Genomic DNA, 23,828 nt, shown 5'->3' with positions numbered 1-23,828 from the left:
ATCCCTCTATTTACTTGCGACGACGGACGATCATTTTGTCGGTACGCTTATTACCACGAGTCTTCGCGCCCTTAGTCGGGAAGCCCCATGGCGATACCGGATGACGACCACCAGAGGTACGACCTTCACCACCACCATGTGGGTGGTCAACCGGGTTCATGGCAACACCACGAACGGTTGGGCGAACGCCACGCCAGCGTTTGGCACCAGCTTTACCCAGCGAACGCAGGCTGTGCTCGGAGTTCGAGACTTCACCCAGGGTCGCACGGCATTCAGCCAGGACTTTACGCATCTCACCGGAACGCAGACGCAGGGTCACGTAGACACCTTCACGAGCGATCAGCTGAGCCGAAGCACCAGCGGAACGAGCGATCTGTGCGCCTTTACCTGGCTTCAATTCGATGCCGTGTACGGTAGAACCGACTGGAATGTTGCGCAGTTGCAGAGCGTTCCCTGGCTTGATTGGAGCCAAAGCACCTGCGATCAGCTGGTCGCCAGCACTCACGCCTTTAGGGGCGATGATGTAGCGGCGCTCGCCGTCTGCGTAGCAGAGCAGTGCGATGTGAGCAGTACGGTTTGGATCGTATTCGATACGCTCGACAGTGGCGACGATGCCATCTTTGTCGTTGCGACGGAAATCGACCATACGGTAATGCTGCTTGTGACCTCCACCGATGTGACGCGTGGTAATACGGCCATTGTTGTTACGACCACCAGACTTCGATTTTTTCTCGAGCAGCGGTGCGTGAGGAGCGCCTTTATGCAGCTCCTGGTTGACCACCTTGACCACAAAACGGCGGCCAGGGGAAGTCGGTTTGCATTTAACGATTGCCATGATGCACCCCTTCCTTACTCAGCACTGCTGCTGAAATCGAGATCTTGGCCTGGCTGAAGGGAGATAACTGCCTTCTTCCAGTCATTACGCTTGCCCAGACCGCGAGCAGTGCGCTTGCTCTTACCCAGAACGTTCAGGGTAGTGACGCGCTCTACTTTCACGCTGAACAGGCTTTCGACGGCCTTCTTGATTTCCAGCTTGGTTGCATCAGTAGCAACCTTGAAAACGAACTGGCCTTTCTTGTCTGCCAGAACCGTAGCCTTCTCGGAAACGTGCGGGCCAAGCAGAACTTTAAATACGCGTTCCTGGTTCATCCCAGCAGCTCCTCGAATTTCTTCACGGCCGACACGGTGATCAACACCTTGTCGTATGCGATCAGACTAACTGGATCGGAACCTTGCACGTCACGCACATCTACGTGCGGCAGGTTGCGAGCAGCCAGGTACAGGTTCTGATCAACAGCGTCCGACACGATCAAAACATCGGTCAGGCTCATGTTGTTCAGTTTGCCCAGCAGATCTTTGGTTTTCGGAGTTTCAACAGCGAAATCCTGAACCACGACCAGACGATCAGTACGCACCAGCTCAGCAAGGATGGAACGCATTGCTGCGCGATACATCTTCTTGTTCAGCTTCTGGGAGTGATCCTGTGGACGAGCTGCAAAAGTGGTACCGCCGCCACGCCAGATTGGGCTACGGATAGTACCGGCACGAGCACGGCCAGTACCTTTCTGACGCCATGGGCGCTTGCCGCCACCACGAACGTCGGAACGGGTCTTCTGCTGCTTGCTACCTTGACGGCCGCCGGCCATGTAGGCCACGACTGCTTGGTGAACCAGCGTCTCGTTGAATTCGCCGCCAAATGTCAGTTCGGAAACTTCGATCGCTTGAGCGTCATTTACATTTAATTGCATGTCAGCTTCCCCTTAACCGCGAGCCTTGGCTGCTGGACGTACAACCAGGTTGCCGCCAGTAGCGCCAGGAACAGCACCCTTGACCAACAACAGATTGCGTTCAGCGTCCACGCGCACTACTTCCAGGGACTGCACGGTCACGCGCTCAGCGCCCATATGACCGGACATTTTTTTGCCCTTGAATACACGACCAGGAGTCTGGCACTGGCCGATAGAGCCTGGGACGCGGTGGGATACGGAGTTACCGTGGGTGTTATCTTGCCCGCGGAAATTCCAACGCTTGATCGTACCCTGGAAGCCTTTACCTTTGGACTGACCGGTTACATCAACCAGTTGACCAGCGGCGAAGATTTCAGCGTTGATCAGATCGCCAGCCTGGTACTCGCCTTCTTCAAGGCGGAATTCCATGGTGGTGCGACCGGCGGCAACGTTCGCTTTAGCGAAGTGGCCAGCCTGAGCTGCTGTTACACGCGAAGCACGACGCTCGCCGACAGTGACTTGCACTGCACGATAGCCATCGGTCTCTTCAGTTTTGAACTGGGTGACGCGATTCGGCTCGATCTCAATGACCGTGACCGGAATGGAGACACCTTCTTCGGTGAAAATACGGGTCATACCGCATTTACGACCGACTACACCAATAGTCATGTTGTAAACCTCATGAGTGTACGGGGCTTTCACCCGCTATGGCCGCCCATTTCAGAGCGTTACACGACCAAGACCGAGTCTTAGCCGAGGCTGATCTGCACTTCCACACCGGCCGCAAGATCAAGCTTCATCAGCGCATCAACGGTTTTATCCGTTGGCTGGACGATGTCCAGAACACGCTTATGAGTGCGGATCTCGTACTGGTCACGCGCGTCTTTGTTGACGTGCGGGGAAACCAGAACGGTGAACCGCTCTTTACGGGTAGGCAGTGGAATTGGACCACGCACTTGAGCACCAGTACGTTTCGCGGTTTCCACGATTTCCTGGGTTGATTGGTCGATCAGGCGATGGTCAAAAGCCTTCAACCTGATACGGATTTGCTGATTTTGCATTGGATTTCAGACTCCGGCTGCTATTCCCACCGGGCGCAATACGCCCGTTAAAAGGAGGCGCAATTCTATAGACGCCCCCGATAGGTGTCAACCCAATAAAAAAGCCCCCGCTGAGCGGGGGCTTTTTCAATCCATCAAGCTGACTTTAAAAGTCTTACTCGATGATTTTGGCTACGACGCCAGCGCCGACGGTACGACCGCCTTCACGGATAGCGAAACGCAAACCGTCTTCCATCGCGATGGTCTTGATCAGGGTAACAGTCATCTGAATGTTGTCACCTGGCATTACCATTTCAACGCCTTCTGGCAGCTCGCAGTTACCAGTCACGTCAGTAGTACGGAAGTAGAACTGTGGACGGTAGCCTTTGAAGAACGGAGTGTGACGACCGCCTTCTTCCTTGCTCAGAACGTAAACTTCTGCGGTGAACTTGGTGTGCGGCTTGACCGAACCTGGCTTGACCAGAACCTGGCCACGCTCAACGTCGTCACGCTTGGTACCACGCAGCAGAACGCCGCAGTTCTCGCCAGCACGACCTTCGTCGAGCAGCTTGCGGAACATCTCAACACCGGTGCAGGTGGTGGTGGTGGTGTCACGCAGACCAACGATTTCCAGCGCGTCCTGAACGCGAACGATACCGCGCTCGATACGACCAGTCACAACAGTACCGCGACCGGAGATCGAGAATACGTCTTCGATTGGCATCAGGAATGGCTTGTCGATCATACGAACTGGTTCTGGAATGTAGGTATCCAGAGTTTCAACCAGTTTACGAACGGCAGTGGTGCCCATTTCGTTGTCGTCTTTGCCTTCCAGCGCCATACGAGCCGAACCGATGATGATCGGAGTGTCGTCGCCTGGGAAGTCGTAGGTCGACAGCAGGTCACGAACTTCCATCTCAACCAGTTCCAGCAGCTCAGCGTCGTCTACCAGGTCAGCCTTGTTCAGGAAAACCACGATGTACGGAACGCCTACCTGACGGGACAGCAGGATGTGCTCACGGGTTTGTGGCATCGGACCATCAGCGGCCGAGCAAACCAGGATCGCGCCGTCCATCTGCGCAGCACCGGTGATCATGTTCTTCACGTAGTCAGCGTGACCTGGGCAGTCAACGTGAGCGTAGTGACGAATAGTCGAGTTGTACTCAACGTGAGCGGTGTTGATGGTGATACCGCGAGCTTTTTCTTCTGGCGCGCTGTCGATCTTGTCGAATTCAACGACGGCCGAACCGAAAACTTCGGAGCACACGCGAGTCAGAGCAGCAGTCAGAGTGGTTTTACCGTGGTCAACGTGACCAATGGTGCCAACGTTGACGTGCGGTAGGGAACGATCAAATTTTTCTTTAGCCACGACAATTAACTCCTAGCCTAAAGGGGCTGAATCAGCCTTGTTTTTTGGTTACGGATTCGACGATGTGCGACGGAGCCGTATCGTATTTTTTGAATTCCATAGAGTAGCTTGCGCGACCCTGGGACATGGAACGAACGTCGGTCGCATAACCGAACATCTCACCCAGTGGAACCTCGGCACGGATAACCTTGCCGGACACTGTGTCTTCCATACCCTGGATCATGCCGCGACGACGGTTAAGGTCGCCCATCACATCACCCATATAGTCTTCAGGCGTAACAACCTCTACCGCCATGATCGGCTCGAGCAACTCACCACCGCCCTTCTGGGCCAGTTGCTTGGTCGCCATGGAAGCAGCCACTTTAAACGCCATCTCGTTGGAGTCGACGTCGTGGTAAGAACCATCGAACACGGTAGCCTTCAGGCCGATCAGCGGATAGCCGGCAACAACGCCGTTCTTCATCTGCTCTTCGATACCCTTCTGGATAGCCGGGATGTATTCCTTAGGAACCACACCACCTACAACTTCGTTCACGAATTGCAGACCTTCCTGACCTTCGTCAGCAGGAGCAAAACGGATCCAGCAGTGACCGAACTGGCCGCGACCACCGGACTGACGAACGAACTTGCCTTCGATTTCACAGTTCTTCGTGATGCGCTCACGATACGAAACCTGAGGCTTGCCGATGTTGGCTTCGACGTTGAACTCACGGCGCATCCGGTCAACCAGGATGTCCAGGTGCAGCTCGCCCATGCCGGAGATGATCGTCTGACCAGTCTCTTCATCAGTTTTAACGCGGAAAGACGGGTCTTCCTGAGCGAGTTTGCCCAGAGCGATACCCATTTTTTCCTGGTCATCCTTGGTCTTAGGCTCTACGGCAACCGAAATAACCGGCTCCGGGAAGTCCATGCGAACCAGGATGATTGGCTTGTCAGCGTTGCAGAGGGTTTCACCAGTGGTGACGTCCTTCATGCCGATCAGGGCCGCGATGTCACCAGCGCGTACTTCCTTGATCTCTTCACGGGCGTTTGCGTGCATTTGCACCATACGACCCACGCGCTCTTTCTTGCCTTTGACCGAGTTGATCACGCCGTCGCCGGAGTTCAACACGCCCGAGTAAACACGGACGAAGGTCAGAGTACCCACGAATGGGTCGGTAGCGATCTTGAACGCCAGAGCCGCGAAAGGCTCATTGTCGTCTGCATGACGCTCCATCTCTTCTTCCTCGTTATCAGGGTTGGAACCCTTGATAGCAGGAATGTCGGTCGGAGCTGGCAGGTAGTCGATAACGGCGTCGAGAACCAGGGGCACGCCCTTGTTCTTGAACGAAGAACCGCAAACGGCCAGAACGATTTCGCCGGCAATAGTACGCTGACGCAAAGCAGCCTTGATCTCTTCGATCGACAGCTCTTCGCCTTCCAGGTACTTGTTCATCAGCTCTTCGTTGGCTTCGGCGGCAGCTTCAACCATGTTGTTGCGCCACTCTTCAGCCAGCTCTTGCAGCTCGGCAGGAATGTCCTTGCGAACAGGGACCATACCTTTGTCGGAGTCGTTCCAGTAGACAGCTTGCATGTTGATCAGATCGATCTGACCCTGGAAGTTGTCTTCGGAACCGATGGCCAACTGGATTGGCACCGGAGTGTGACCCAGACGCTGCTTGATCTGACCGATCACGCGCAGGAAGTTGGCGCCGGCACGGTCCATCTTGTTTACGTAAACAAGACGCGGAACGCCGTATTTGTTGGCTTGACGCCATACGGTTTCCGACTGCGGCTCAACACCCGAAGTACCGCAGAACACAACGACAGCGCCGTCGAGTACGCGCAGGGAACGCTCAACTTCAATGGTGAAGTCAACGTGGCCCGGGGTATCGATTACGTTGAAACGGTGCTCGTGAGAGTACTGCTTCTCGGAACCTTTCCAGAAGGCGGTAATGGCAGCAGAAGTAATGGTAATACCACGCTCCTGCTCCTGAACCATCCAGTCTGTGGTCGCGGCGCCATCATGCACCTCGCCCATTTTGTGACTTTTGCCGGTGTAAAACAGCACGCGCTCGGTGGTGGTGGTTTTACCAGCATCCACGTGAGCGACGATACCGATGTTACGGTAGCGGCTAATCGGAGTAGTACGAGCCATAAAGCCCTCGCAAAATTAGTGAAGCTAAAATTAGAAGCGGTAGTGCGAGAAAGCTTTGTTAGCTTCGGCCATACGGTGCACGTCTTCACGCTTCTTAACAGCAGCACCTTTACCTTCAGCTGCATCCAGCAGTTCGCCAGCCAAACGCAGAGCCATAGACTTCTCGCCGCGCTTACGGGCGAAGTCTACCAACCAGCGCATTGCCAGAGCGTTACGACGGGAAGGACGAACCTCGACCGGAACCTGGTAAGTAGCACCACCAACGCGGCGCGACTTCACTTCGACCAGCGGAGCGATGGCGTCGAGTGCTTTTTCGAAGAGTTCCAGGGGATCGGTGCCAGCCTTACGGGCCGCAACGGTTTCCAGGGCACCATAAACGATACGCTCGGCAACGGCTTTCTTGCCGCTTTCCATAACGTGGTTCATGAATTTGGCGAGGATCTGGCTTCCGTATTTCGGATCGTCCAGAATCTCACGCTTTGCTGCTACGCGACGTCTTGGCATGATAAGCCCTCAAGCGGTCTTCAGGTTAGCTCGGGACAGATCCAGAGGATGCGTGCCCGACCTTACTCTTATCGACTCAATAAAATAAAAATCTGCAAAACGGCCGATTACTTCGGACGCTTGGTACCGTACTTCGAACGACCCTGGTTACGGCCTTTAACGCCGGAAGTATCCAAGGAGCCGCGAACGGTGTGGTAACGAACACCTGGCAAGTCTTTTACACGACCGCCGCGGATCAGGACCACGCTGTGCTCTTGCAGGTTGTGGCCTTCACCACCGATGTACGAGGAAACCTCGAAACCGTTGGTCAGACGCACACGGCAAACTTTACGCAGTGCCGAGTTAGGTTTTTTCGGCGTGGTGGTGTACACACGGGTGCACACGCCACGACGTTGCGGGCAGTTCTGCAGCGCAGGCACGTCGGATTTCTCGACGATACGCTTACGCGGCTGACGTACCAGCTGGTTGATAGTTGCCATCTACTAGCTCCACTGTTGTCTTGCGACGCTATTGTCTTGCAAGAAAAGCAAAATGGCAGGAACGAATTCCCGCCAAATTTAGGGGATCAAGAGTCTAAAGAGGATCTTGATTCCAGTCAAGGCAAGACCCCGACCTCCCCGCCCATCGAACCTTGACTTGATGTCTCGATTCGACGAACGGAGCGATCAGGGCCTCACTCTCGTATATCGCAGAACTCAGTTACCGCTCGAGTTCAGCGCTTCAGTCAGTGCAGCTTCCACTTCACTGGCGCTTACGCGCAACGGCTTGTCGGCATCACGGCGACGCTTGCGCTCGCTGTGATAGGCAAGACCGGTACCGGCCGGGATCAGACGACCCACGACTACGTTTTCTTTCAGGCCGCGCAGGTAATCGCGCTTGCCGGTGACTGCCGCTTCGGTCAGTACGCGGGTGGTTTCCTGGAAGGAAGCCGCCGAGATGAACGATTCGGTGGACAACGACGCCTTGGTGATACCCAGCAGAACGCGAGTGAATTTGGAGACAAACTTGTCTTCCGCGCCCAGACGCTCGTTCTCGACCAGCACGTGAGTCAGTTCCATCTGGTCGCCCTTGATGAAGCTGGAATCGCCGGACTCGGAGATCTCAACTTTACGCAGCATCTGACGCAGGATGGTCTCGATGTGCTTGTCGTTGATCTTCACGCCTTGCAGACGATAAACGTCCTGGATCTCGTTGACGATGTACTTGGCCAGCGCGCTCACACCCAGCAGACGCAGGATGTCGTGCGGATCGCTTGGACCGTCGGAGATAACTTCGCCGCGGTTTACCTGTTCGCCTTCGAAGACGTTCAGGTGACGCCACTTCGGAATCAGCTCTTCGTACGGATCGCTACCGTCGTTCGGGGTAATGACCAGACGGCGCTTGCCTTTGGTCTCTTTACCGAACGCGATGGTGCCGCTGACTTCAGCCAGAATCGAAGCCTCTTTCGGACGACGAGCTTCGAACAGGTCGGCAACACGCGGCAGACCACCGGTGATGTCGCGAGTTTTCGAAGTTTCCTGCGGGATACGAGCGATAACATCACCGATCGCAATCTTCGCACCGTCAGCCACACCAACCAGGGCGTTGGCTGGCAGGAAGTACTGAGCGATTACGTCAGTACCTGGCAGCAACAGATCCTTGCCGTTGTCGTCAACCATCTTCACTGCAGGACGAATTTCTTTGCCCGCTGCTGGACGATCTTTCGCGTCGAGAACTTCAATGTTGGTCATACCGGTCAATTCGTCAGTCTGACGCTTGATCGTGATGCCTTCTTCCATGCCCACGTAGGTCACGGTACCTTTCATTTCGGTAACGATCGGGTGAGTGTGCGGATCCCACTTGGCCACGATTGCGCCAGCGTCGACCTTGTCACCTTCCTTAACCGAAATCACAGCACCGTACGGCAGCTTGTAACGCTCGCGCTCACGACCGAAATCGTCAGCGATTGCCAGCTCACCGGAACGGGACACAGCAACCAGGTGGCCATCCACTCGCTCAACGTGCTTCAGGTTGTGCAGACGGACAGTACCGCCATTCTTCACCTGAACGCTGTCGGCTGCGGAAGTACGGCTTGCCGCACCACCGATGTGGAACGTACGCATGGTCAGCTGGGTACCTGGCTCACCGATGGACTGGGCAGCGATAACGCCGACCGCTTCACCGATGTTCACCTGGTGACCACGAGCCAAGTCACGGCCGTAGCACTTGGCGCAGATGCCATAGCGGGTTTCGCAGCTGATCGGCGAACGCACGATCACTTCGTCGATGCTGTTCAGCTCGATGAATTCGACCCACTTCTCGTCTACCAGGGTGCCGGCAGGAACGATAACGTCCTCGGTACCTGGCTTGAATACGTCACGGGCAATAACACGACCCAATACGCGCTCACCCAACGGCTCTACAACGTCACCGCCTTCAATGTGCGGAGTCATCAGCAGACCGTGTTCGGTGCCGCAATCGATCTCGGTTACTACCAGATCCTGCGCTACGTCTACCAGACGACGAGTCAGGTAACCGGAGTTCGCAGTTTTCAACGCGGTATCCGCCAGACCTTTACGAGCACCGTGAGTCGAGATGAAGTACTGAAGTACGCTCAAACCTTCACGGAAGTTCGCAGTAATAGGCGTTTCAATGATGGAACCGTCCGGCTTGGCCATCAGGCCACGCATACCGGCCAGCTGACGAATCTGTGCCGCGGAACCCCGCGCACCCGAGTCGGCCATCATGTACATCGAGTTGAAGGACTCTTGGTCGACTTCTTCGCCGTGACGGTCGATAACCTTCTCTTTCGAGAGGTTGGCCATCATCGCCTTGGAAACTTCGTCGTTCGCCTTCGACCAAAGGTCGATCACTTTGTTGTACTTCTCGCCCTGGGTTACCAGGCCGGAGGCGTACTGGCTCTCGATCTCTTTTACTTCGTCGGTGGCGGCACCGATGATGCGGGCTTTTTCATCCGGGATAACGAAGTCGTTAACACCGATGGAAACGCCGGAGATGGTCGAGTAAGCGAAACCGGTGTACATCAACTGGTCAGCGAAGATAACGGTCTCTTTCAGACCAACCACGCGGTAGCACTGGTTGATCAGCTTGGAGATCGCCTTCTTCTTCATCGGCAAGTTAACGACGTCGTACGACAGACCTTTTGGCACAACCTGGAACAGCAGCGCACGGCCGACAGTAGTGTCGACGATACGGGTACCGCTCACGCTGTTGCCATCACGGTCGTTGACGGTTTCGTTGATACGAACCTTGACCTTGGCGTGCAGTGCGGCTTCGCCGGCACGGAACACACGGTCAACTTCCTGCAGATCCGCGAACACACGACCTTCGCCTTTCGCGTTGATCGCTTCACGGGTCATGTAGTACAGACCCAATACAACGTCCTGCGACGGAACGATGATTGGCTCACCGTTGGCTGGCGACAGAATGTTGTTGGTCGACATCATCAACGCACGCGCTTCGAGCTGGGCTTCCAGCGTCAGCGGTACGTGCACGGCCATTTGGTCGCCGTCGAAGTCGGCGTTGTACGCGGCGCAGACCAGCGGGTGCAGCTGGATAGCCTTACCTTCGATCAGTACCGGTTCAAACGCCTGGATACCCAGACGGTGAAGGGTCGGTGCACGGTTGAGCAGGACCGGGTGTTCGCGAATCACTTCAGCGAGAACGTCCCAAACCTCTGGCAACTCGCGCTCGACCATTTTCTTGGCCGCTTTGATGGTGGTCGCCAGACCACGCATTTCCAGCTTGCCGAAAATGAATGGCTTGAACAGCTCGAGAGCCATTTTCTTCGGCAGACCGCACTGGTGCAGACGCAGGGTCGGGCCTACGGTAATTACCGAACGACCGGAGTAGTCAACACGCTTACCGAGCAAGTTCTGACGGAAACGACCCTGCTTACCCTTGATCATGTCAGCCAGGGATTTCAGAGGACGCTTGTTCGAACCGGTGATCGCGCGGCCACGACGACCGTTGTCGAGCAGAGCATCGACCGCTTCCTGCAACATACGCTTTTCGTTGCGCACGATGATGTCCGGAGCGGACAGATCCAGCAGGCGCTTCAAACGGTTGTTACGGTTGATCACTCGACGATACAGATCGTTGAGGTCGGAGGTCGCGAAACGACCGCCATCCAGCGGAACCAGTGGACGCAGATCTGGCGGCAGAACCGGCAGTACGGTCAGCACCATCCACTCTGGCAGGTTGCCGGAACCCTGGAAGGCTTCCATCAACTTCAGACGCTTGGACAGCTTCTTGATCTTGGTTTCCGAGTTGGTTTGCGGAATCTCTTCGCGCAGACGGCCAATCTCGTGCTCCAGGTCGATAGCGTGCAGCAGTTCACGGACAGCTTCGGCACCCATGCGGGCGTCGAAATCGTCACCGAACTCTTCCAGCGCTTCGAAGTACTGCTCGTCGTTCAGCAGCTGACCTTTTTCAAGGGTGGTCATGCCTGGATCGATAACGACATAGCTCTCGAAGTAGAGAACGCGTTCGATATCACGCAGGGTCATGTCCATCAGCAGGCCGATACGCGACGGCAGCGATTTCAGGAACCAGATGTGGGCAACCGGCGAAGCCAGTTCGATGTGCGCCATGCGCTCACGACGAACCTTGGCCAGTGCAACTTCAACGCCGCACTTCTCGCAGATCACACCACGGTGTTTCAAGCGCTTGTACTTACCGCACAGGCACTCGTAATCCTTTACCGGGCCAAAGATCTTGGCGCAGAACAGGCCGTCACGCTCAGGTTTGAACGTACGGTAGTTGATGGTTTCCGGCTTTTTAACTTCACCGAACGACCACGAACGGATCATCTCAGGCGATGCCAATCCGATACGGATGGCGTCGAACTCTTCGACTTGACCCTGGTTTTTCAGCAAATTCAGTAGGTCTTTCAAGGCCTTTCCTCCTGGCGGAGCAGAGAGCGGGCAATCCTGCCCCGCTCTCGATTCGCGTCACGTGTTATTCGGTTTCCAGATCGATATCGATGCCGAGGGAACGAATTTCCTTGATCAACACGTTGAAGGACTCGGGCATGCCCGGCTCCATACGGTGATCGCCATCCACGATGTTCTTGTACATCTTGGTACGGCCGTTCACATCGTCCGACTTCACTGTGAGCATTTCTTGCAGAGTGTAAGCAGCACCGTATGCTTCCAGTGCCCAGACCTCCATCTCCCCGAAACGCTGACCACCGAACTGCGCCTTACCACCCAGCGGCTGCTGGGTAACCAGGCTGTAAGAACCGGTAGAACGCGCGTGCATCTTGTCGTCTACCAAGTGGTTCAGCTTCAGCATGTACATGTAGCCAACGGTGACTGGACGCTCGAACTTGTTGCCGGTACGGCCGTCGGTCAGCTGCATCTGGCCGCTTTCCGGCAAGTCTGCCAGTTTCAGCATGGCCTTGATTTCGCTTTCCTTGGCGCCGTCGAACACTGGAGTGGCCATTGGAACGCCGCCACGCAGGTTGTTCGCCAGATCGAGGATTTCCTGATCGGAGAAGCTGTCCAGATCTTCGTTACGACCGCCGATCTGGTTGTAGATCTCGTCCAGGAAAGTGCGCAGTTCAGCGACTTTACGCTGCTCTTCGACCATCCGGTTGATCTTCTCGCCCAGACCTTTGGCCGCGAGGCCCAGGTGGGTTTCGAGGATCTGACCAACGTTCATACGCGAAGGTACGCCCAGCGGGTTGAGGACCACGTCGACCGGGGTGCCATTGGCATCGTGCGGCATGTCTTCAACCGGCATGATCACGGAGACCACACCCTTGTTACCGTGACGACCGGCCATCTTGTCGCCCGGCTGGATGCGACGACGGATTGCCAGGTAAACCTTGACGATTTTCAGCACGCCTGGAGCCAGGTCATCGCCCTGCTGCAGTTTGCGCTTCTTGTCTTCGAACTTGTCGTCCAGCAGACGGCGACGATCAACGATGTAGGCCTGAGCCTTCTCGAGCTGCTCGTTCAGAGCGTCTTCAGCCATGCGCAGTTTGAACCACTGGCCGTGCTCAAGACCGTCGAGTACTTCGTCGGTGATGTCCTGACCTTTCTTCAGGCCGGCGCCGCCTTCAGCCTTGTGGCCTACCAGTGCGGAACGCAGACGTTCGAAAGTTGCGCCTTCAACGATGCGGAACTCTTCGTTCAGATCCTTGCGGATCTCGTCCAGCTGGGACTTCTCGATCGACAGAGCACGAGCATCACGCTCAACGCCGTCACGGGTGAAGACCTGTACGTCGATGACAGTACCTTTGGTGCCAGTTGGCACGCGCAGGGAAGTGTCTTTAACGTCGCTGGCTTTTTCACCGAAGATTGCGCGCAGCAGTTTTTCTTCCGGAGTCAGCTGGGTCTCGCCTTTCGGAGTGACCTTGCCAACCAGGATGTCGCCTGCGCCTACTTCAGCACCTACGTAAACGATACCGGCTTCGTCCAGCTTGTTCAGTGCAGCTTCACCCACGTTCGGGATGTCCGCAGTGATTTCCTCTGGGCCAAGCTTGGTGTCACGGGCCACACAGGTCAGTTCCTGAATGTGGATCGTGGTGAAACGGTCTTCCTGAACAACACGCTCGGACAGGCAGATGGAGTCTTCGAAGTTGAAGCCGTTCCATGCCATGAACGCGATGCGCATGTTCTGACCCAGTGCCAGTTCACCCATGTCGGTGGACGGGCCGTCGGCCATGATGTCGCTACGCTGAACGCGATCGCCTTTACGCACCAGCGGACGCTGGTTGATGCAGGTGTTCTGGTTCGAGCGGGTGTATTTGGTCAGGTTGTAGATGTCGACACCGGCTTCACCGGTTTCAACTTCGTCATCGGCAACACGAACCACAATACGGCTGGCGTCGACGGAATCAATCACGCCGCCACGACGAGCCACGACGCAAACGCCGGAGTCACGGGCTACGTTACGCTCCATGCCGGTACCTACCAGCGGCTTGTCAGCACGCAGAGTCGGTACAGCCTGACGCTGCATGTTCGAACCCATCAACGCACGGTTGGCGTCGTCGTGCTCGAGGAACGGAATCAGCGACGCTGCAACCGACACAACCTGCTTCGGCGAAACGTCCATCAGGGTGACGTCTTCCGGCGCCTTGACGGTGAATTCGTTCAGGTGACGTACCGCCACCAGTTCGTCGATCAGGACTTTCTGCTCGTTCATGGTCGCCGAAGCCTGCGCGATCACGTGATCGGCTTCTTCAATAGCGGACAGGAACACGATCTCGTCAGTGACCACACCCTCTTTCACCACGCGGTACGGGCTTTCAAGGAAGCCGTACTGGTTGGTGCGAGCGTACGCAGCCAGGGAGTTGATCAGACCGATGTTCGGACCTTCCGGCGTTTCAATCGGGCAGACACGACCGTAGTGAGTCGGGTGTACGTCACGGACTTCGAAGCCTGCGCGCTCACGAGTCAGACCGCCAGGGCCGAGTGCAGAGACACGACGCTTGTGGGTGATCTCGGACAGCGGGTTGTTCTGGTCCATGAACTGCGACAGCTGGCTGGAACCGAAGAACTCTTTCACCGCCGCAGCCACTGGCTTGGCGTTGATCAGGTCTTGCGGCATCAGGCCTTCGCTTTCGGCCATCGACAGACGCTCTTTGACCGCACGCTCAACACGTACCAGGCCAACACGGAACTGGTTCTCGGCCATTTCGCCTACGCAGCGAACACGACGGTTACCCAGGTGGTCGATGTCATCGACGATGCCTTTACCGTTACGGATGTCGACCAATGTCTTCAGTACCGCGACGATGTCTTCCTTGCACAGCACGCCCGAACCTTCGATCTCGGTACGACCGATACGACGGTTGAACTTCATCCGGCCGACCGCAGACAGGTCATAGCGCTCAGGGCTGAAGAACAGGTTGTTGAACAGAGTCTCGGCAGCGTCTTTGGTTGGCGGCTCGCCTGGACGCATCATGCGATAGATCTCGACCAGCGCTTCCAATTGGTTGCTGGTGGAGTCGATCTTCAGCGTGTCGGAGACGAACGGACCGCAGTCGATGTCGTTGGTGTACAGGGTCTCGATGCGAACGACCTGAGCCTTGGCGATTTTCGCCAGGACTTCAGTGTTCAGCTCAGTGTTGCATTCGGCCAGGATTTCGCCGGTAGCCGGGTGCACGATAGCCTTGGCGGTGGTGCGTCCGAGGACGTAGTCCAGTGGCACATCCAGCGTCTTGATACCGGCTTTTTCGATCTGGTTGATGTGGCGCGCGGTAATACGGCGGCCCTGCTCAACGATGACCTTGCCCTTCTCGTCCTGGATATCCAGAACCGCAACCTCACCACGCAGGCGCGATGGCACCAGTTCCAGGCTGAGGGTTTCGCCGCTCAGGTGGAATACGTTGGTGGTGTAGAACGCGTCCAGCACTTCTTCGGTGGTGTAACCGAGTGCGCGCAGCAATACCGAGGCCGGCAGCTTGCGACGACGGTCGATACGCACGAAGACGCAATCTTTCGGGTCGAACTCGAAGTCCAGCCACGAACCGCGGTAAGGAATGATGCGAGCCGAGTACAGCAGTTTGCCGGAGCTGTGCGTCTTGCCGCGGTCGTGGTCGAAGAACACGCCCGGGGAACGGTGCAGCTGGGAAACGATAACACGCTCGGTACCGTTGATTACGAAGGTACCGTTCTCAGTCATCAGGGGGATTTCACCCATGTAGACTTCTTGCTCTTTGATGTCCTTGATCGCTTTGTTCGACGATTCTTTGTCGAAAATGATCAGACGCACTTTTACCCGCAAAGGTACGGCGAAAGTTACACCGCGCAATACGCATTCTTTGACATCAAATGCCGGTTCGCCCAGGCGATAACCGACGTACTCCAGCGCAGCATTGCCGGAGTAGCTGATGATCGGGAAAACGGATTTGAAGGCCGCATGCAGGCCCACGTCGCGGAACTGATCTTTAGTCGCTCCCGCTTGCAAGAATTCACGATACGAATCCAGCTGGATGGCCAGGAGGTAAGGCACATCCATGACGTCCGGCAACTTGCTAAAGTCCTTGCGGATACGTTTTTTCTCAGTATATGAGTAAGCCATCAGCGTTCCCCAGCTTGGTCACCTGCTTGTTTGGCCCCTCCCGACGGGAGCAGCCAGAAAATCGTGCAAACCCCATGGTTTGCGCCACCGCATCGGGTGGTTACAGCGCCTTTATCGACACCGACCCAGTCGGCTGCCAATAACGGAAAAAGGCCGGTGGCAAGAGCCACCAGCCATCAGCCTGTCGCTTGACGCTCGGGCTGGAGGAGCAAAGTCGATGCTTACTTCAGCTCGACTTTAGCGCCTGCTTCTTCCAGCTTCTTCTTGGCGTCTTCAGCCGCTTCTTTCGAAACGCCTTCAGCTACAACCTGAGGAGCGCCGTCTACTTTCTCTTTGGCTTCTTTCAGGCCCAGACCGGTCAGTTCACGAACTGCCTTGATCACGTTAACCTTCTTCTCGCCAGCTTCCAGCAGAACAACGTTGAACTCGGTTTGCTCTTCAACAGCAGCAGCAGCCACAGCTGGGCCAGCCGAAGCGGCAGCAGCGGTAACACCGAAGGTTTCTTCCATCGCTTTGATCAGCTCAACGATTTCCACTACGGATTTCTGGCCGATTGCTTCGATGATTTGTTCGTTAGTCAGAGACATGACTCAATTCCTGAATTGGGGGACGGCCTACGCGACCATCGAAATAAACAAAAAACGCGAGAAGTGACGAGCCTTAGGCTGCGGCAGCTTCTTTCTGGTCGCGAATTGCCGCCAGAGTACGAGCCAATTTGCTGGTAGCGCCTTGAATCACGCTCATCAGCTGAGAAATTGCTTCGTCACGGGTCGGCAGAGTTGCCAGTACGTCGATCTGATTAGCTGCGAGGAACTTGCCCTCGAACGCAGCTGCCTTGATCTCGAACTTGTCCTGACCCTTGGCAAACTCTTTGAAGATACGGGCAGCAGCGCCCGGATGTTCGTTGGAGAATGCAATCAGGGTCGGGCCGGTGAACACGTCGTTGAGGACACTGTATTGAGTGTCAGCAACAGCGCGCTTGAGCAGGGTGTTACGTACAACACGTACGTAAACGCCAGCTTCACGAGCCTCTTTACGGAGTCCGGTCATTGCGCCTACTGTTACGCCACGTGCATCAACCACGACAGCGGACAGAGCGACTTTGGCAGCCTCGTTGACTTCAGCGACGATGGCCTTCTTGTCTTCGAGATTAATTGCCACGGGTTTAACTCCTGCTTGTTACCGTTTCATTCGATCGAAACCGAATGTCGTTTTGGTGTCTGATTCGGTAAGGAACCGGGAGCACCATCTGCGTAGGCTGATGGTTTAAGACTTGCGCCGCCTACGGTCTTGGATAGCCCCCGCCAGGCAGGGACCCCAATTTTTCAATTGACGCGATCTCTCGCGCCAATCTGTGTCTTACGCGTCCAGCGAGCTCTGGTCGATAACCAGACCTGGGCCCATAGTGGTGCTCAGGGTAACGCGCTTGACGTAGATACCTTTCGAAGAAGCTGGCTTGATACGCTTCAGGTCAGCGATCAGGGCTTCAACGTTTTCCTTCAGCTTGACGGCGTCGAAACCGATCTTGCCAACGGAGGTGTGGATGATGCCGTTTTTGTCGGTGCGATAACGAACCTGACCAGCCTTGGCGTTTTTAACCGCGGTAGCTACGTCTGGAGTCACGGTACCAACTTTAGGGTTAGGCATCAGACCACGTGGACCGAGGATCTGACCCAACTGACCAACAACGCGCATAGCATCCGGAGATGCGATAACTACGTCGTAGTTCAGGTCGCCGCCTTTCATTTCGGCAGCCAGGTCGTCCATGCCTACACGGTCAGCGCCGGCAGCCAAAGCGGCCTCGGCAGCTGGACCCTGGGTGAACACTGCAACGCGAACAGTCTTGCCAGTGCCGTGCGGCAGCACGGTAGCGCTACGAACAACCTGGTCGGATTTACGCGGGTCTACACCCAGGTTTACAGCAACGTCGAACGACTCGCTGAACTTGACAGTCGACAGCTCAGCCAGCAGAGCGGCAGCATCTACAATGTTGTAGGCCTTGCCTGCTTCGATTTTGCCGGCGATAGCCTTTTGACGCTTGGTCAGCTTAGCCATTACACACCCTCCACGTTAAGGCCCATGCTACGAGCAGAACCGGCGATAGTACGCACGGCTGCATCCATATCAGCTGCAGTCAGATCCGCGTTTTTGGTTTTCGCGATTTCTTCCAGCTGAGCACGGGTAACAGTGCCAACCTTAACGGTGTTCGGACGAGCGGAGCCGCTGGTCAGACCGGCCGCCTTCTTCAGCAGAACCGAAGCAGGGGTGGATTTGGTTTCGAAAGTGAAGCTACGGTCGCTGTAGACAGTGATGATCACTGGAGTCGGCAGACCTGGCTCAAGACCCTGAGTACGGGCGTTGAAGGCCTTGCAGAATTCCATGATGTTCACGCCGTGCTGACCCAGAGCAGGACCAACAGGTGGGCTTGGGTTAGCCTGAGCGGCCTTCACTTGCAGCTTGATGTAAGCGGTAATCTTCTTGGCCATGAGGCACTCCAATTACGGGTTCGAACGCCTCGAAAGGCTCCCCGGTTACTTGCGCGTTTATCCCAGTGACGACAAAACCCCACAGCCTAGGGCTGCGGGGTTGGGATTGCTTGTCCAGTTAGACCTTTTCGACCTGACTGAACTCGAGCTCCACCGGAGTAGAGCGTCCGAAAATGAGCACCGCCACTTGGATCCGGCTCTTTTCGTAGTTAACTTCTTCCACAACGCCGTTGAAATCGGCGAATGGACCGTCATTGACACGTACCGTCTCGCCTGGCTCGAACAACGTCTTCGGCTTCGGCTTGTCGCTACCGTCAGCAACGCGACGCAGAATCGCTTCTGCCTCTTTATCAGTAATTGGCGCAGGCTTGTCAGCGGTCCCGCCGATGAAGCCCATCACCCGAGGAGTATCCTTGACCAAGTGCCAAGTACCCTCATTCATATCCATCTGGACCAGCACATAGCCCGGGAAGAACTTGCGCTCGCTTTTGCGCTTCTGGCCGTTGCGCATCTCAACCACTTCTTCAGTGGGAACCAGAATTTCGCCGAAGCCATCTTCCATGCCAGCCAGCTTTACGCGCTCGATCAGCGAGCGCATCACATGCTTCTCGTAACCCGAGTAAGCATGCACAACATACCAACGCTTAGCCACGGGACACCCTTAGCCGACAATCAAGGAAACAAGCCAGCCGAGCAGGGAATCAAGCCCCCACAACAGCAACGCCATAACCAGAACAACAGCCACGACAATCAGCGTGGTCTGCGTGGTTTCTTGGCGAGTTGGCCACACGACTTTACGAATCTCGGTGCGAGCTTCCTTAACCAGTACAAAGAAAGACTTGCCCTTCGCGGTTTGCAGGCCTACAAAGGCAGCTACAGCAGCGATGACAAGCAAAGCGAGTACACGGTACAGGATCGGCGAAGCAGCGTAATACTGATTGCCAACAACGCCAACAACTACCAAAGCGACTACTACAAGCCACTTGAGCAGATCGAAGCGAGAGCCTTGAGCTTCAGCCTTAGGAGTCATCTATGAAGATCCTGTGAAAAGAAAGCCAGACACACCAAGTGAATCTGGCAGGTCAGGAGGGAATCGAACCCCCAACCTACGGTTTTGGAGACCGTCGCTCTGCCAATTGAGCTACTGACCTAAAACAAAATCAGGCCGACCATTATGCCGGCCCGAAAAATACATTACAACCGCTTATTCGATGATTTTGGCTACGACGCCAGCGCCGACGGTACGACCGCCTTCACGGATAGCGAAACGCAGACCGTCTTCCATCGCGATGGTTTTGATCAGGGTAACAGTCATCTGAATGTTGTCACCTGGCATTACCATTTCAACGCCTTCTGGCAGCTCGCAGTTACCAGTCACGTCAGTAGTACGGAAGTAGAACTGTGGACGGTAGCCTTTGAAGAACGGAGTGTGGCGGCCGCCTTCTTCCTTGCTCAGAACGTAAACTTCTGCGGTGAACTTGGTGTGCGGCTTGACCGAACCTGGCTTGACCAGAACCTGGCCACGCTCAACGTCGTCACGCTTGGTACCACGCAGCAGAACGCCGCAGTTCTCGCCAGCACGACCTTCGTCGAGCAGCTTGCGGAACATCTCAACACCAGTGCAGGTGGTGGTGGTGGTGTCACGCAGACCAACGATTTCCAGTGCATCCTGAACGCGAACGATACCGCGCTCGATACGACCAGTCACAACAGTACCGCGACCGGAGATCGAGAATACGTCTTCGATTGGCATCAGGAATGGCTTGTCGATCATACGAACTGGTTCTGGAATGTAGGTATCCAGAGTTTCAACCAGTTTACGAACGGCAGTGGTGCCCATTTCGTTGTCGTCTTTGCCTTCCAGCGCCATACGAGCCGAACCGATGATGATCGGAGTGTCGTCGCCCGGGAAGTCGTAGGTCGACAGCAGGTCACGAACTTCCATCTCAACCAGTTCCAGCAGCTCAGCGTCGTCTACCAGGTCAGCCTTGTTCAGGAAAACCACGATGTACGGAACGCCTACCTGACGGGACAGCAGGATGTGCTCACGGGTTTGTGGCATCGGACCATCAGCGGCCGAGCAAACCAGGATCGCGCCGTCCATCTGCGCAGCACCGGTGATCATGTTCTTCACGTAGTCAGCGTGACCTGGGCAGTCAACGTGAGCGTAGTGACGAATAGTCGAGTTGTACTCAACGTGAGCGGTGTTGATGGTGATACCGCGAGCTTTTTCTTCTGGTGCACTGTCGATCTTGTCGAACTCAACGACGGCCGAACCGAAAACTTCGGAGCAGACGCGAGTCAGAGCAGCAGTCAGAGTGGTTTTACCGTGATCAACGTGACCAATGGTCCCAACGTTGACGTGGGGCAGGGAACGATCAAATTTTTCCTTAGCCATCGATATCACCCTCTACAGAAGAAATTAGACAAACAATATCAACCATTAAAACAAAGGCAGATATTTTCATATCTGCCTTGTTATATGGAGCTCTTGAGCGGATTTGAACCGCTGACCTCACCCTTACCAAGGGTGTGCTCTACCAACTGAGCTACAAGAGCAAAACCCTTTGCACAACCTGCAAACTTGGAGCGGGTAGCGGGAATCGAACCCGCATCATCAGCTTGGAAGGCTGAGGTTCTACCACTAAACTATACCCGCGGAGCCTGCAGCTCACGCTTAAATCTGGTGGAGGGAGAAGGATTCGAACCTTCGAAGTCGTAGACGTCAGATTTACAGTCTGATCCCTTTGGCCGCTCGGGAACCCCTCCTAATCAGGCCGGCATTCTATATCATGCCAAACCCCTGTCAAGCATTTTCTCATTTAAAAACCTGAGGTTAGCTGCGTTGACACACTTCACTTTGAATGCCGATTAAGGTGTTCGCTGTGGAGCGGGCGCCATTCTATGCAAACTATTGAGTGGGTGCAACCCCTTCGCACAGCATTATTTTATGTTTTAACTCATTGAATTCCTTGGAAAGGTTTTGCAACTGCTGATCACCCAGCAAACGCTGGCCGTCCGGCGTAACCACCAGCCAGTAACCGTTTCCCGCAGCATCTTTGGGGACGGATTGCACACTGACTCTCAGTACCATCAGACGCTGCTGCAATCTGGCAATTGAATCTTCGTCAGAAAGCCCGCCAAGAAACAGGCATTGCTGTCGCGGAACACTGTCCGCTCTACGGCCGCCCCCGGCCGTTTCGCTCAGCAGACGAATATCCTGCTGCGAACCGCGATATAAATTCAAAGGCGTTACATCCTTGGCTCGCAACGGCGCTTCCTGTTGATGCCAGACATAGTAAAAAACATTAAGAACAACAAGCAGCAGGAACAACCAACGCATAGAAACCTCAGGACAAGGGGCACGCCATGGCCAAGCCGACAAAAACCAGGTCTGGCACAACCCTGGCATCAGGCGCGACGCCATCCACCAACTCAGCATCCCCTCCTGTAATGAATACTATGAAGTTTTCCTCCCAATATGCTCGAGCCAGCTCCAATTGAGTGAGTACGAACCCCCTCAGCATCAAAGAACAACCGCGCTCCACAGCCTCAACGGTGCTGCGCCCCGGGACATGGCAGGAAAGGGCTTGCTCTGCGGCTTCATCACCATAACGAATTTTACGGGTATGGGTGCGAAGTTGGTTGCGCATCAAAGGCATACCAGGACAAATGAACCCGCCGAGATGCTCACCGTCAGCCGCAACAAAATCAGCAGTGACTGCCGTACCGAAGTCGAGAATCAGACAAGCATTTCCAGCAGCCAGGTGAAAGGCCCCTAGCATCGCCAGCCAGCGATCAAGACCTAAACGTTCATAATCTTCATAGCCGTTACGAACACCGGACATCTCGCGAGCGGGTTCCGCACGTACGATAGGAATACCGAACTCGTGCTTAATAATCTCGGTTAACGTGCCAGTTTCTTCAGTGGTTCTGACGCTCACTAAACGGCAGTTGCGCAGCGAGAGGGATTTTATGCTCCGCAGACTCTCAATCAAAGCCTGATTGGAATCTACAACCCCTTCCGAGATCACCCCACACGCCAAGGCATCTAGCACTCGCCATTTTATAAAGCTGTTGCCGCAGTCAAGCTCAAGAATCATCACGCAACCTCAGGCTGAGCTCTCCGCCACTAAAGACTTTTTCAATACCATCTACAAGCAAGCGCAGTCCGCCTTGGTTATCAATGCCGACCACAACACCATCAACATGGCTGTTACCCGCGATCAACGATACGGAGCGACCCTGCCATAGATGATTTTCCGCCCATTCTTCCTGCAGATTTGCGAACCCTTGATGCTGATGCTTATGGATATAAGACTTGAGTTGATTACTCAACTCTATAACCAAAGCATTGCGATCACAGGATTTGCCTGACTCAAGCTTTATAGAGGTCCATTGCTGGTCGACCTCATCAGCAACCAGCATATTCACGTTGACTCCTATGCCCAATACGACATGGCATACATCCGCGGGATCCCCGACGAGTTCAAGTAGGATGCCGGCTACTTTCTTATTACCGACCAGAACATCGTTGGGCCACTTCAGACCGGCTGTCGGCACGCCGGCGCTTCGCAAGGTCTGCATTACTGCCAAGCCAACAACAAGACTCAACCCTTCAAGCTGACGCATGCCACCTTCGATACGGAGCACAAGGCTGTAGTAAAGGTTTTCCGCAAATGGGCTCACCCACTTTCGGCCTCGACGACCACGTCCAGCCAACTGTCGCTCGGATAGCACCAAAAACGGCGCGACTGCACCTTCGCTAATGGCGCGCAAAGCTTCGGCATTCGTCGAGTCGACGGAATCGAACACAGTTACCGGCCACTGGGGTGCCTTTCTGCTTATTTCTTGAGGATCAAGCAGCGTCAGGGGTGCCGACAATTGATATCCGCGACCGCGAACTTTATGGATCGACAGATTAAGCTCAGCTTCAAGCTGCTGCAGCTGCTTCCATACAGCACTACGGCTAATACCCAAGGCCGCTCCCAGGTCCTGACCGGAATGGAATCGCCCATCCTTCAGAAGATTCAATAACGTCAACATGCAGGTTTCGCCTTACAATGAGGCCGCATAATAGCCATGCCCCGAGCCGTTGCATAGAAATCAAGCAGACACATTTCTCGCAGGCAAAACAAAACCCCAACTGCTTACGCAATTGGGGTTTCGGAATTTAATCTTGACGATGACCTACTCTCACATGGGGAAACCCCACACTACCATCGGCGATGCATCGTTTCACTGCTGAGTTCGGGATGGGATCAGGTGGTTCCAACGCTCTATGGTCGTCAAGAAATTCGGGTACTGACTCGTGACCAGATGGCCTCGCTTCAGCAAATCGGGTATGTGACAGCTAGGTGTTTGTGCGTTTCGAACTTTCGGTTCGTTTCGTCTTCACACACCGCAATCTGGTCTCTCTCGAGTTCGCAAATTGCTTGGGTGTTATATGGTCAAGCCTCACGGGCAATTAGTATTGGTTAGCTCAACGCCTCACAGCGCTTACACACCCAACCTATCAACGTCGTAGTCTTC

The 23,828-nt window shown here is 55.2% G+C and carries 21 protein-coding genes, 4 tRNA genes and 2 rRNA genes; all 27 read right to left on the bottom strand.

What is annotated here, in order from left to right; translation table 11 throughout:
* Window positions 1-10: 10 nt before the first annotated feature.
* Window positions 11-835, bottom strand: a complete 825-nt coding sequence (gene rplB / locus ACP7D9_RS17075; RefSeq protein WP_016772943.1) for a 50S ribosomal protein L2 — start codon at window positions 833-835, stop codon at window positions 11-13.
* Between the two features lie 14 nt (window positions 836-849).
* Window positions 850-1,149, bottom strand: a complete 300-nt coding sequence (gene rplW, locus ACP7D9_RS17070) for a 50S ribosomal protein L23 (protein ID WP_002555488.1) — start codon at window positions 1,147-1,149, stop codon at window positions 850-852.
* Window positions 1,146-1,748: a 50S ribosomal protein L4 gene (rplD, locus tag ACP7D9_RS17065; RefSeq protein ID WP_003228735.1), complete on the bottom strand. Its 603-nt coding sequence runs from the start codon at window positions 1,746-1,748 to the stop codon at window positions 1,146-1,148. Before rplD ends, rplW begins: the two co-directional genes overlap by 4 nt.
* Window positions 1,749-1,760: 12 nt before the next feature.
* The gene (gene rplC / locus ACP7D9_RS17060; protein WP_003228738.1) at window positions 1,761-2,396 is read right to left on the bottom strand and encodes a 50S ribosomal protein L3; all 636 of its coding nucleotides are present in this window, start codon (window positions 2,394-2,396) and stop codon (window positions 1,761-1,763) included.
* Window positions 2,397-2,476: 80 nt separating this feature from the next.
* Window positions 2,477-2,788 carry a 30S ribosomal protein S10 gene (gene rpsJ, locus ACP7D9_RS17055; RefSeq protein ID WP_003186070.1) on the bottom strand — a complete coding sequence of 104 codons (312 nt, stop codon included), beginning with the start codon at window positions 2,786-2,788 and terminating at the stop codon, window positions 2,477-2,479.
* Between the two features lie 154 nt (window positions 2,789-2,942).
* On the bottom strand, window positions 2,943-4,136 hold the full coding sequence (gene tuf, locus ACP7D9_RS17050; RefSeq protein WP_024014521.1) for an elongation factor Tu: 1,194 nt from the start codon (window positions 4,134-4,136) through the stop codon (window positions 2,943-2,945).
* Between the two features lie 31 nt (window positions 4,137-4,167).
* Complete coding sequence (gene fusA / locus ACP7D9_RS17045) at window positions 4,168-6,273, bottom strand: elongation factor G (protein ID WP_016772942.1); 2,106 nt, start codon at window positions 6,271-6,273, stop codon at window positions 4,168-4,170.
* 30 nt (window positions 6,274-6,303) lie between these two features.
* Complete coding sequence (gene rpsG / locus ACP7D9_RS17040) at window positions 6,304-6,777, bottom strand: 30S ribosomal protein S7 (protein WP_016772941.1); 474 nt, start codon at window positions 6,775-6,777, stop codon at window positions 6,304-6,306.
* A gap of 107 nt (window positions 6,778-6,884) precedes the next feature.
* Window positions 6,885-7,256 carry a 30S ribosomal protein S12 gene (gene rpsL / locus ACP7D9_RS17035; RefSeq protein ID WP_003186084.1) on the bottom strand — a complete coding sequence of 124 codons (372 nt, stop codon included), beginning with the start codon at window positions 7,254-7,256 and terminating at the stop codon, window positions 6,885-6,887.
* A 216-nt stretch (window positions 7,257-7,472) separates the two neighbouring features.
* Window positions 7,473-11,672 carry a DNA-directed RNA polymerase subunit beta' gene (rpoC, locus tag ACP7D9_RS17030; RefSeq protein WP_313004234.1) on the bottom strand — a complete coding sequence of 1,400 codons (4,200 nt, stop codon included), beginning with the start codon at window positions 11,670-11,672 and terminating at the stop codon, window positions 7,473-7,475.
* Window positions 11,673-11,736: 64 nt separating this feature from the next.
* The gene (gene rpoB / locus ACP7D9_RS17025; protein WP_016772939.1) at window positions 11,737-15,810 is read right to left on the bottom strand and encodes a DNA-directed RNA polymerase subunit beta; all 4,074 of its coding nucleotides are present in this window, start codon (window positions 15,808-15,810) and stop codon (window positions 11,737-11,739) included.
* Between the two features lie 221 nt (window positions 15,811-16,031).
* A complete protein-coding gene (rplL, locus tag ACP7D9_RS17020) occupies window positions 16,032-16,397 on the bottom strand; it encodes a 50S ribosomal protein L7/L12 (RefSeq protein WP_007962228.1) in 366 nt (121 codons plus the stop codon).
* Window positions 16,398-16,470: 73 nt separating this feature from the next.
* Window positions 16,471-16,971, bottom strand: coding sequence for a 50S ribosomal protein L10 (gene rplJ, locus ACP7D9_RS17015; RefSeq protein WP_008081912.1), 501 nt, complete (start codon window positions 16,969-16,971; stop codon window positions 16,471-16,473).
* Window positions 16,972-17,169: 198 nt separating this feature from the next.
* Window positions 17,170-17,865: a 50S ribosomal protein L1 gene (gene rplA, locus ACP7D9_RS17010; protein WP_003228754.1), complete on the bottom strand. Its 696-nt coding sequence runs from the start codon at window positions 17,863-17,865 to the stop codon at window positions 17,170-17,172.
* Window positions 17,865-18,296: a 50S ribosomal protein L11 gene (gene rplK, locus ACP7D9_RS17005; RefSeq protein ID WP_003176435.1), complete on the bottom strand. Its 432-nt coding sequence runs from the start codon at window positions 18,294-18,296 to the stop codon at window positions 17,865-17,867. Before rplK ends, rplA begins: the two co-directional genes overlap by 1 nt.
* A gap of 118 nt (window positions 18,297-18,414) precedes the next feature.
* Entirely contained in the window at window positions 18,415-18,948 is a 534-nt protein-coding gene (gene nusG, locus ACP7D9_RS17000; RefSeq protein ID WP_007957598.1) for a transcription termination/antitermination protein NusG, read from the bottom strand.
* 9 nt (window positions 18,949-18,957) lie between these two features.
* Window positions 18,958-19,326 carry a preprotein translocase subunit SecE gene (gene secE, locus ACP7D9_RS16995; protein ID WP_064589465.1) on the bottom strand — a complete coding sequence of 123 codons (369 nt, stop codon included), beginning with the start codon at window positions 19,324-19,326 and terminating at the stop codon, window positions 18,958-18,960.
* 45 nt (window positions 19,327-19,371) lie between these two features.
* Window positions 19,372-19,447: transfer RNA gene (locus ACP7D9_RS16990), tRNA-Trp, on the bottom strand.
* A 53-nt stretch (window positions 19,448-19,500) separates the two neighbouring features.
* Window positions 19,501-20,694: an elongation factor Tu gene (gene tuf, locus ACP7D9_RS16985; RefSeq protein WP_024014521.1), complete on the bottom strand. Its 1,194-nt coding sequence runs from the start codon at window positions 20,692-20,694 to the stop codon at window positions 19,501-19,503.
* Between the two features lie 85 nt (window positions 20,695-20,779).
* Window positions 20,780-20,855, bottom strand: a tRNA-Thr gene (locus ACP7D9_RS16980).
* Between the two features lie 26 nt (window positions 20,856-20,881).
* Window positions 20,882-20,955 (bottom strand) — tRNA-Gly (locus ACP7D9_RS16975).
* A 25-nt stretch (window positions 20,956-20,980) separates the two neighbouring features.
* Window positions 20,981-21,065: transfer RNA gene (locus ACP7D9_RS16970), tRNA-Tyr, on the bottom strand.
* A 142-nt stretch (window positions 21,066-21,207) separates the two neighbouring features.
* On the bottom strand, window positions 21,208-21,639 hold the full coding sequence (locus tag ACP7D9_RS16965) for a hypothetical protein (protein ID WP_313004249.1): 432 nt from the start codon (window positions 21,637-21,639) through the stop codon (window positions 21,208-21,210).
* A 7-nt stretch (window positions 21,640-21,646) separates the two neighbouring features.
* Window positions 21,647-22,399: a pantothenate kinase gene (locus ACP7D9_RS16960; RefSeq protein WP_426158723.1), complete on the bottom strand. Its 753-nt coding sequence runs from the start codon at window positions 22,397-22,399 to the stop codon at window positions 21,647-21,649.
* Window positions 22,389-23,342, bottom strand: a complete 954-nt coding sequence (gene birA, locus ACP7D9_RS16955) for a bifunctional biotin--[acetyl-CoA-carboxylase] ligase/biotin operon repressor BirA (protein WP_426158721.1) — start codon at window positions 23,340-23,342, stop codon at window positions 22,389-22,391. The genes ACP7D9_RS16960 and birA overlap by 11 nt, the downstream gene beginning before the upstream one ends.
* A 131-nt stretch (window positions 23,343-23,473) precedes the next feature.
* Window positions 23,474-23,589, bottom strand: a 5S ribosomal RNA gene (gene rrf / locus ACP7D9_RS16950).
* Between the two features lie 153 nt (window positions 23,590-23,742).
* Window positions 23,743-23,828, bottom strand: a 23S ribosomal RNA gene (locus ACP7D9_RS16945); the annotation flags it as partial.

Origin of the sequence: Pseudomonas sp. TSRC2-2 (genome assembly GCF_049897785.1) — a bacterium.
GTDB lineage: Bacteria > Pseudomonadota > Gammaproteobacteria > Pseudomonadales > Pseudomonadaceae > Aquipseudomonas.
Note: the sequence above shows the minus strand (reverse complement) of the source record. Positions and strands in the feature narration are given on the sequence as shown.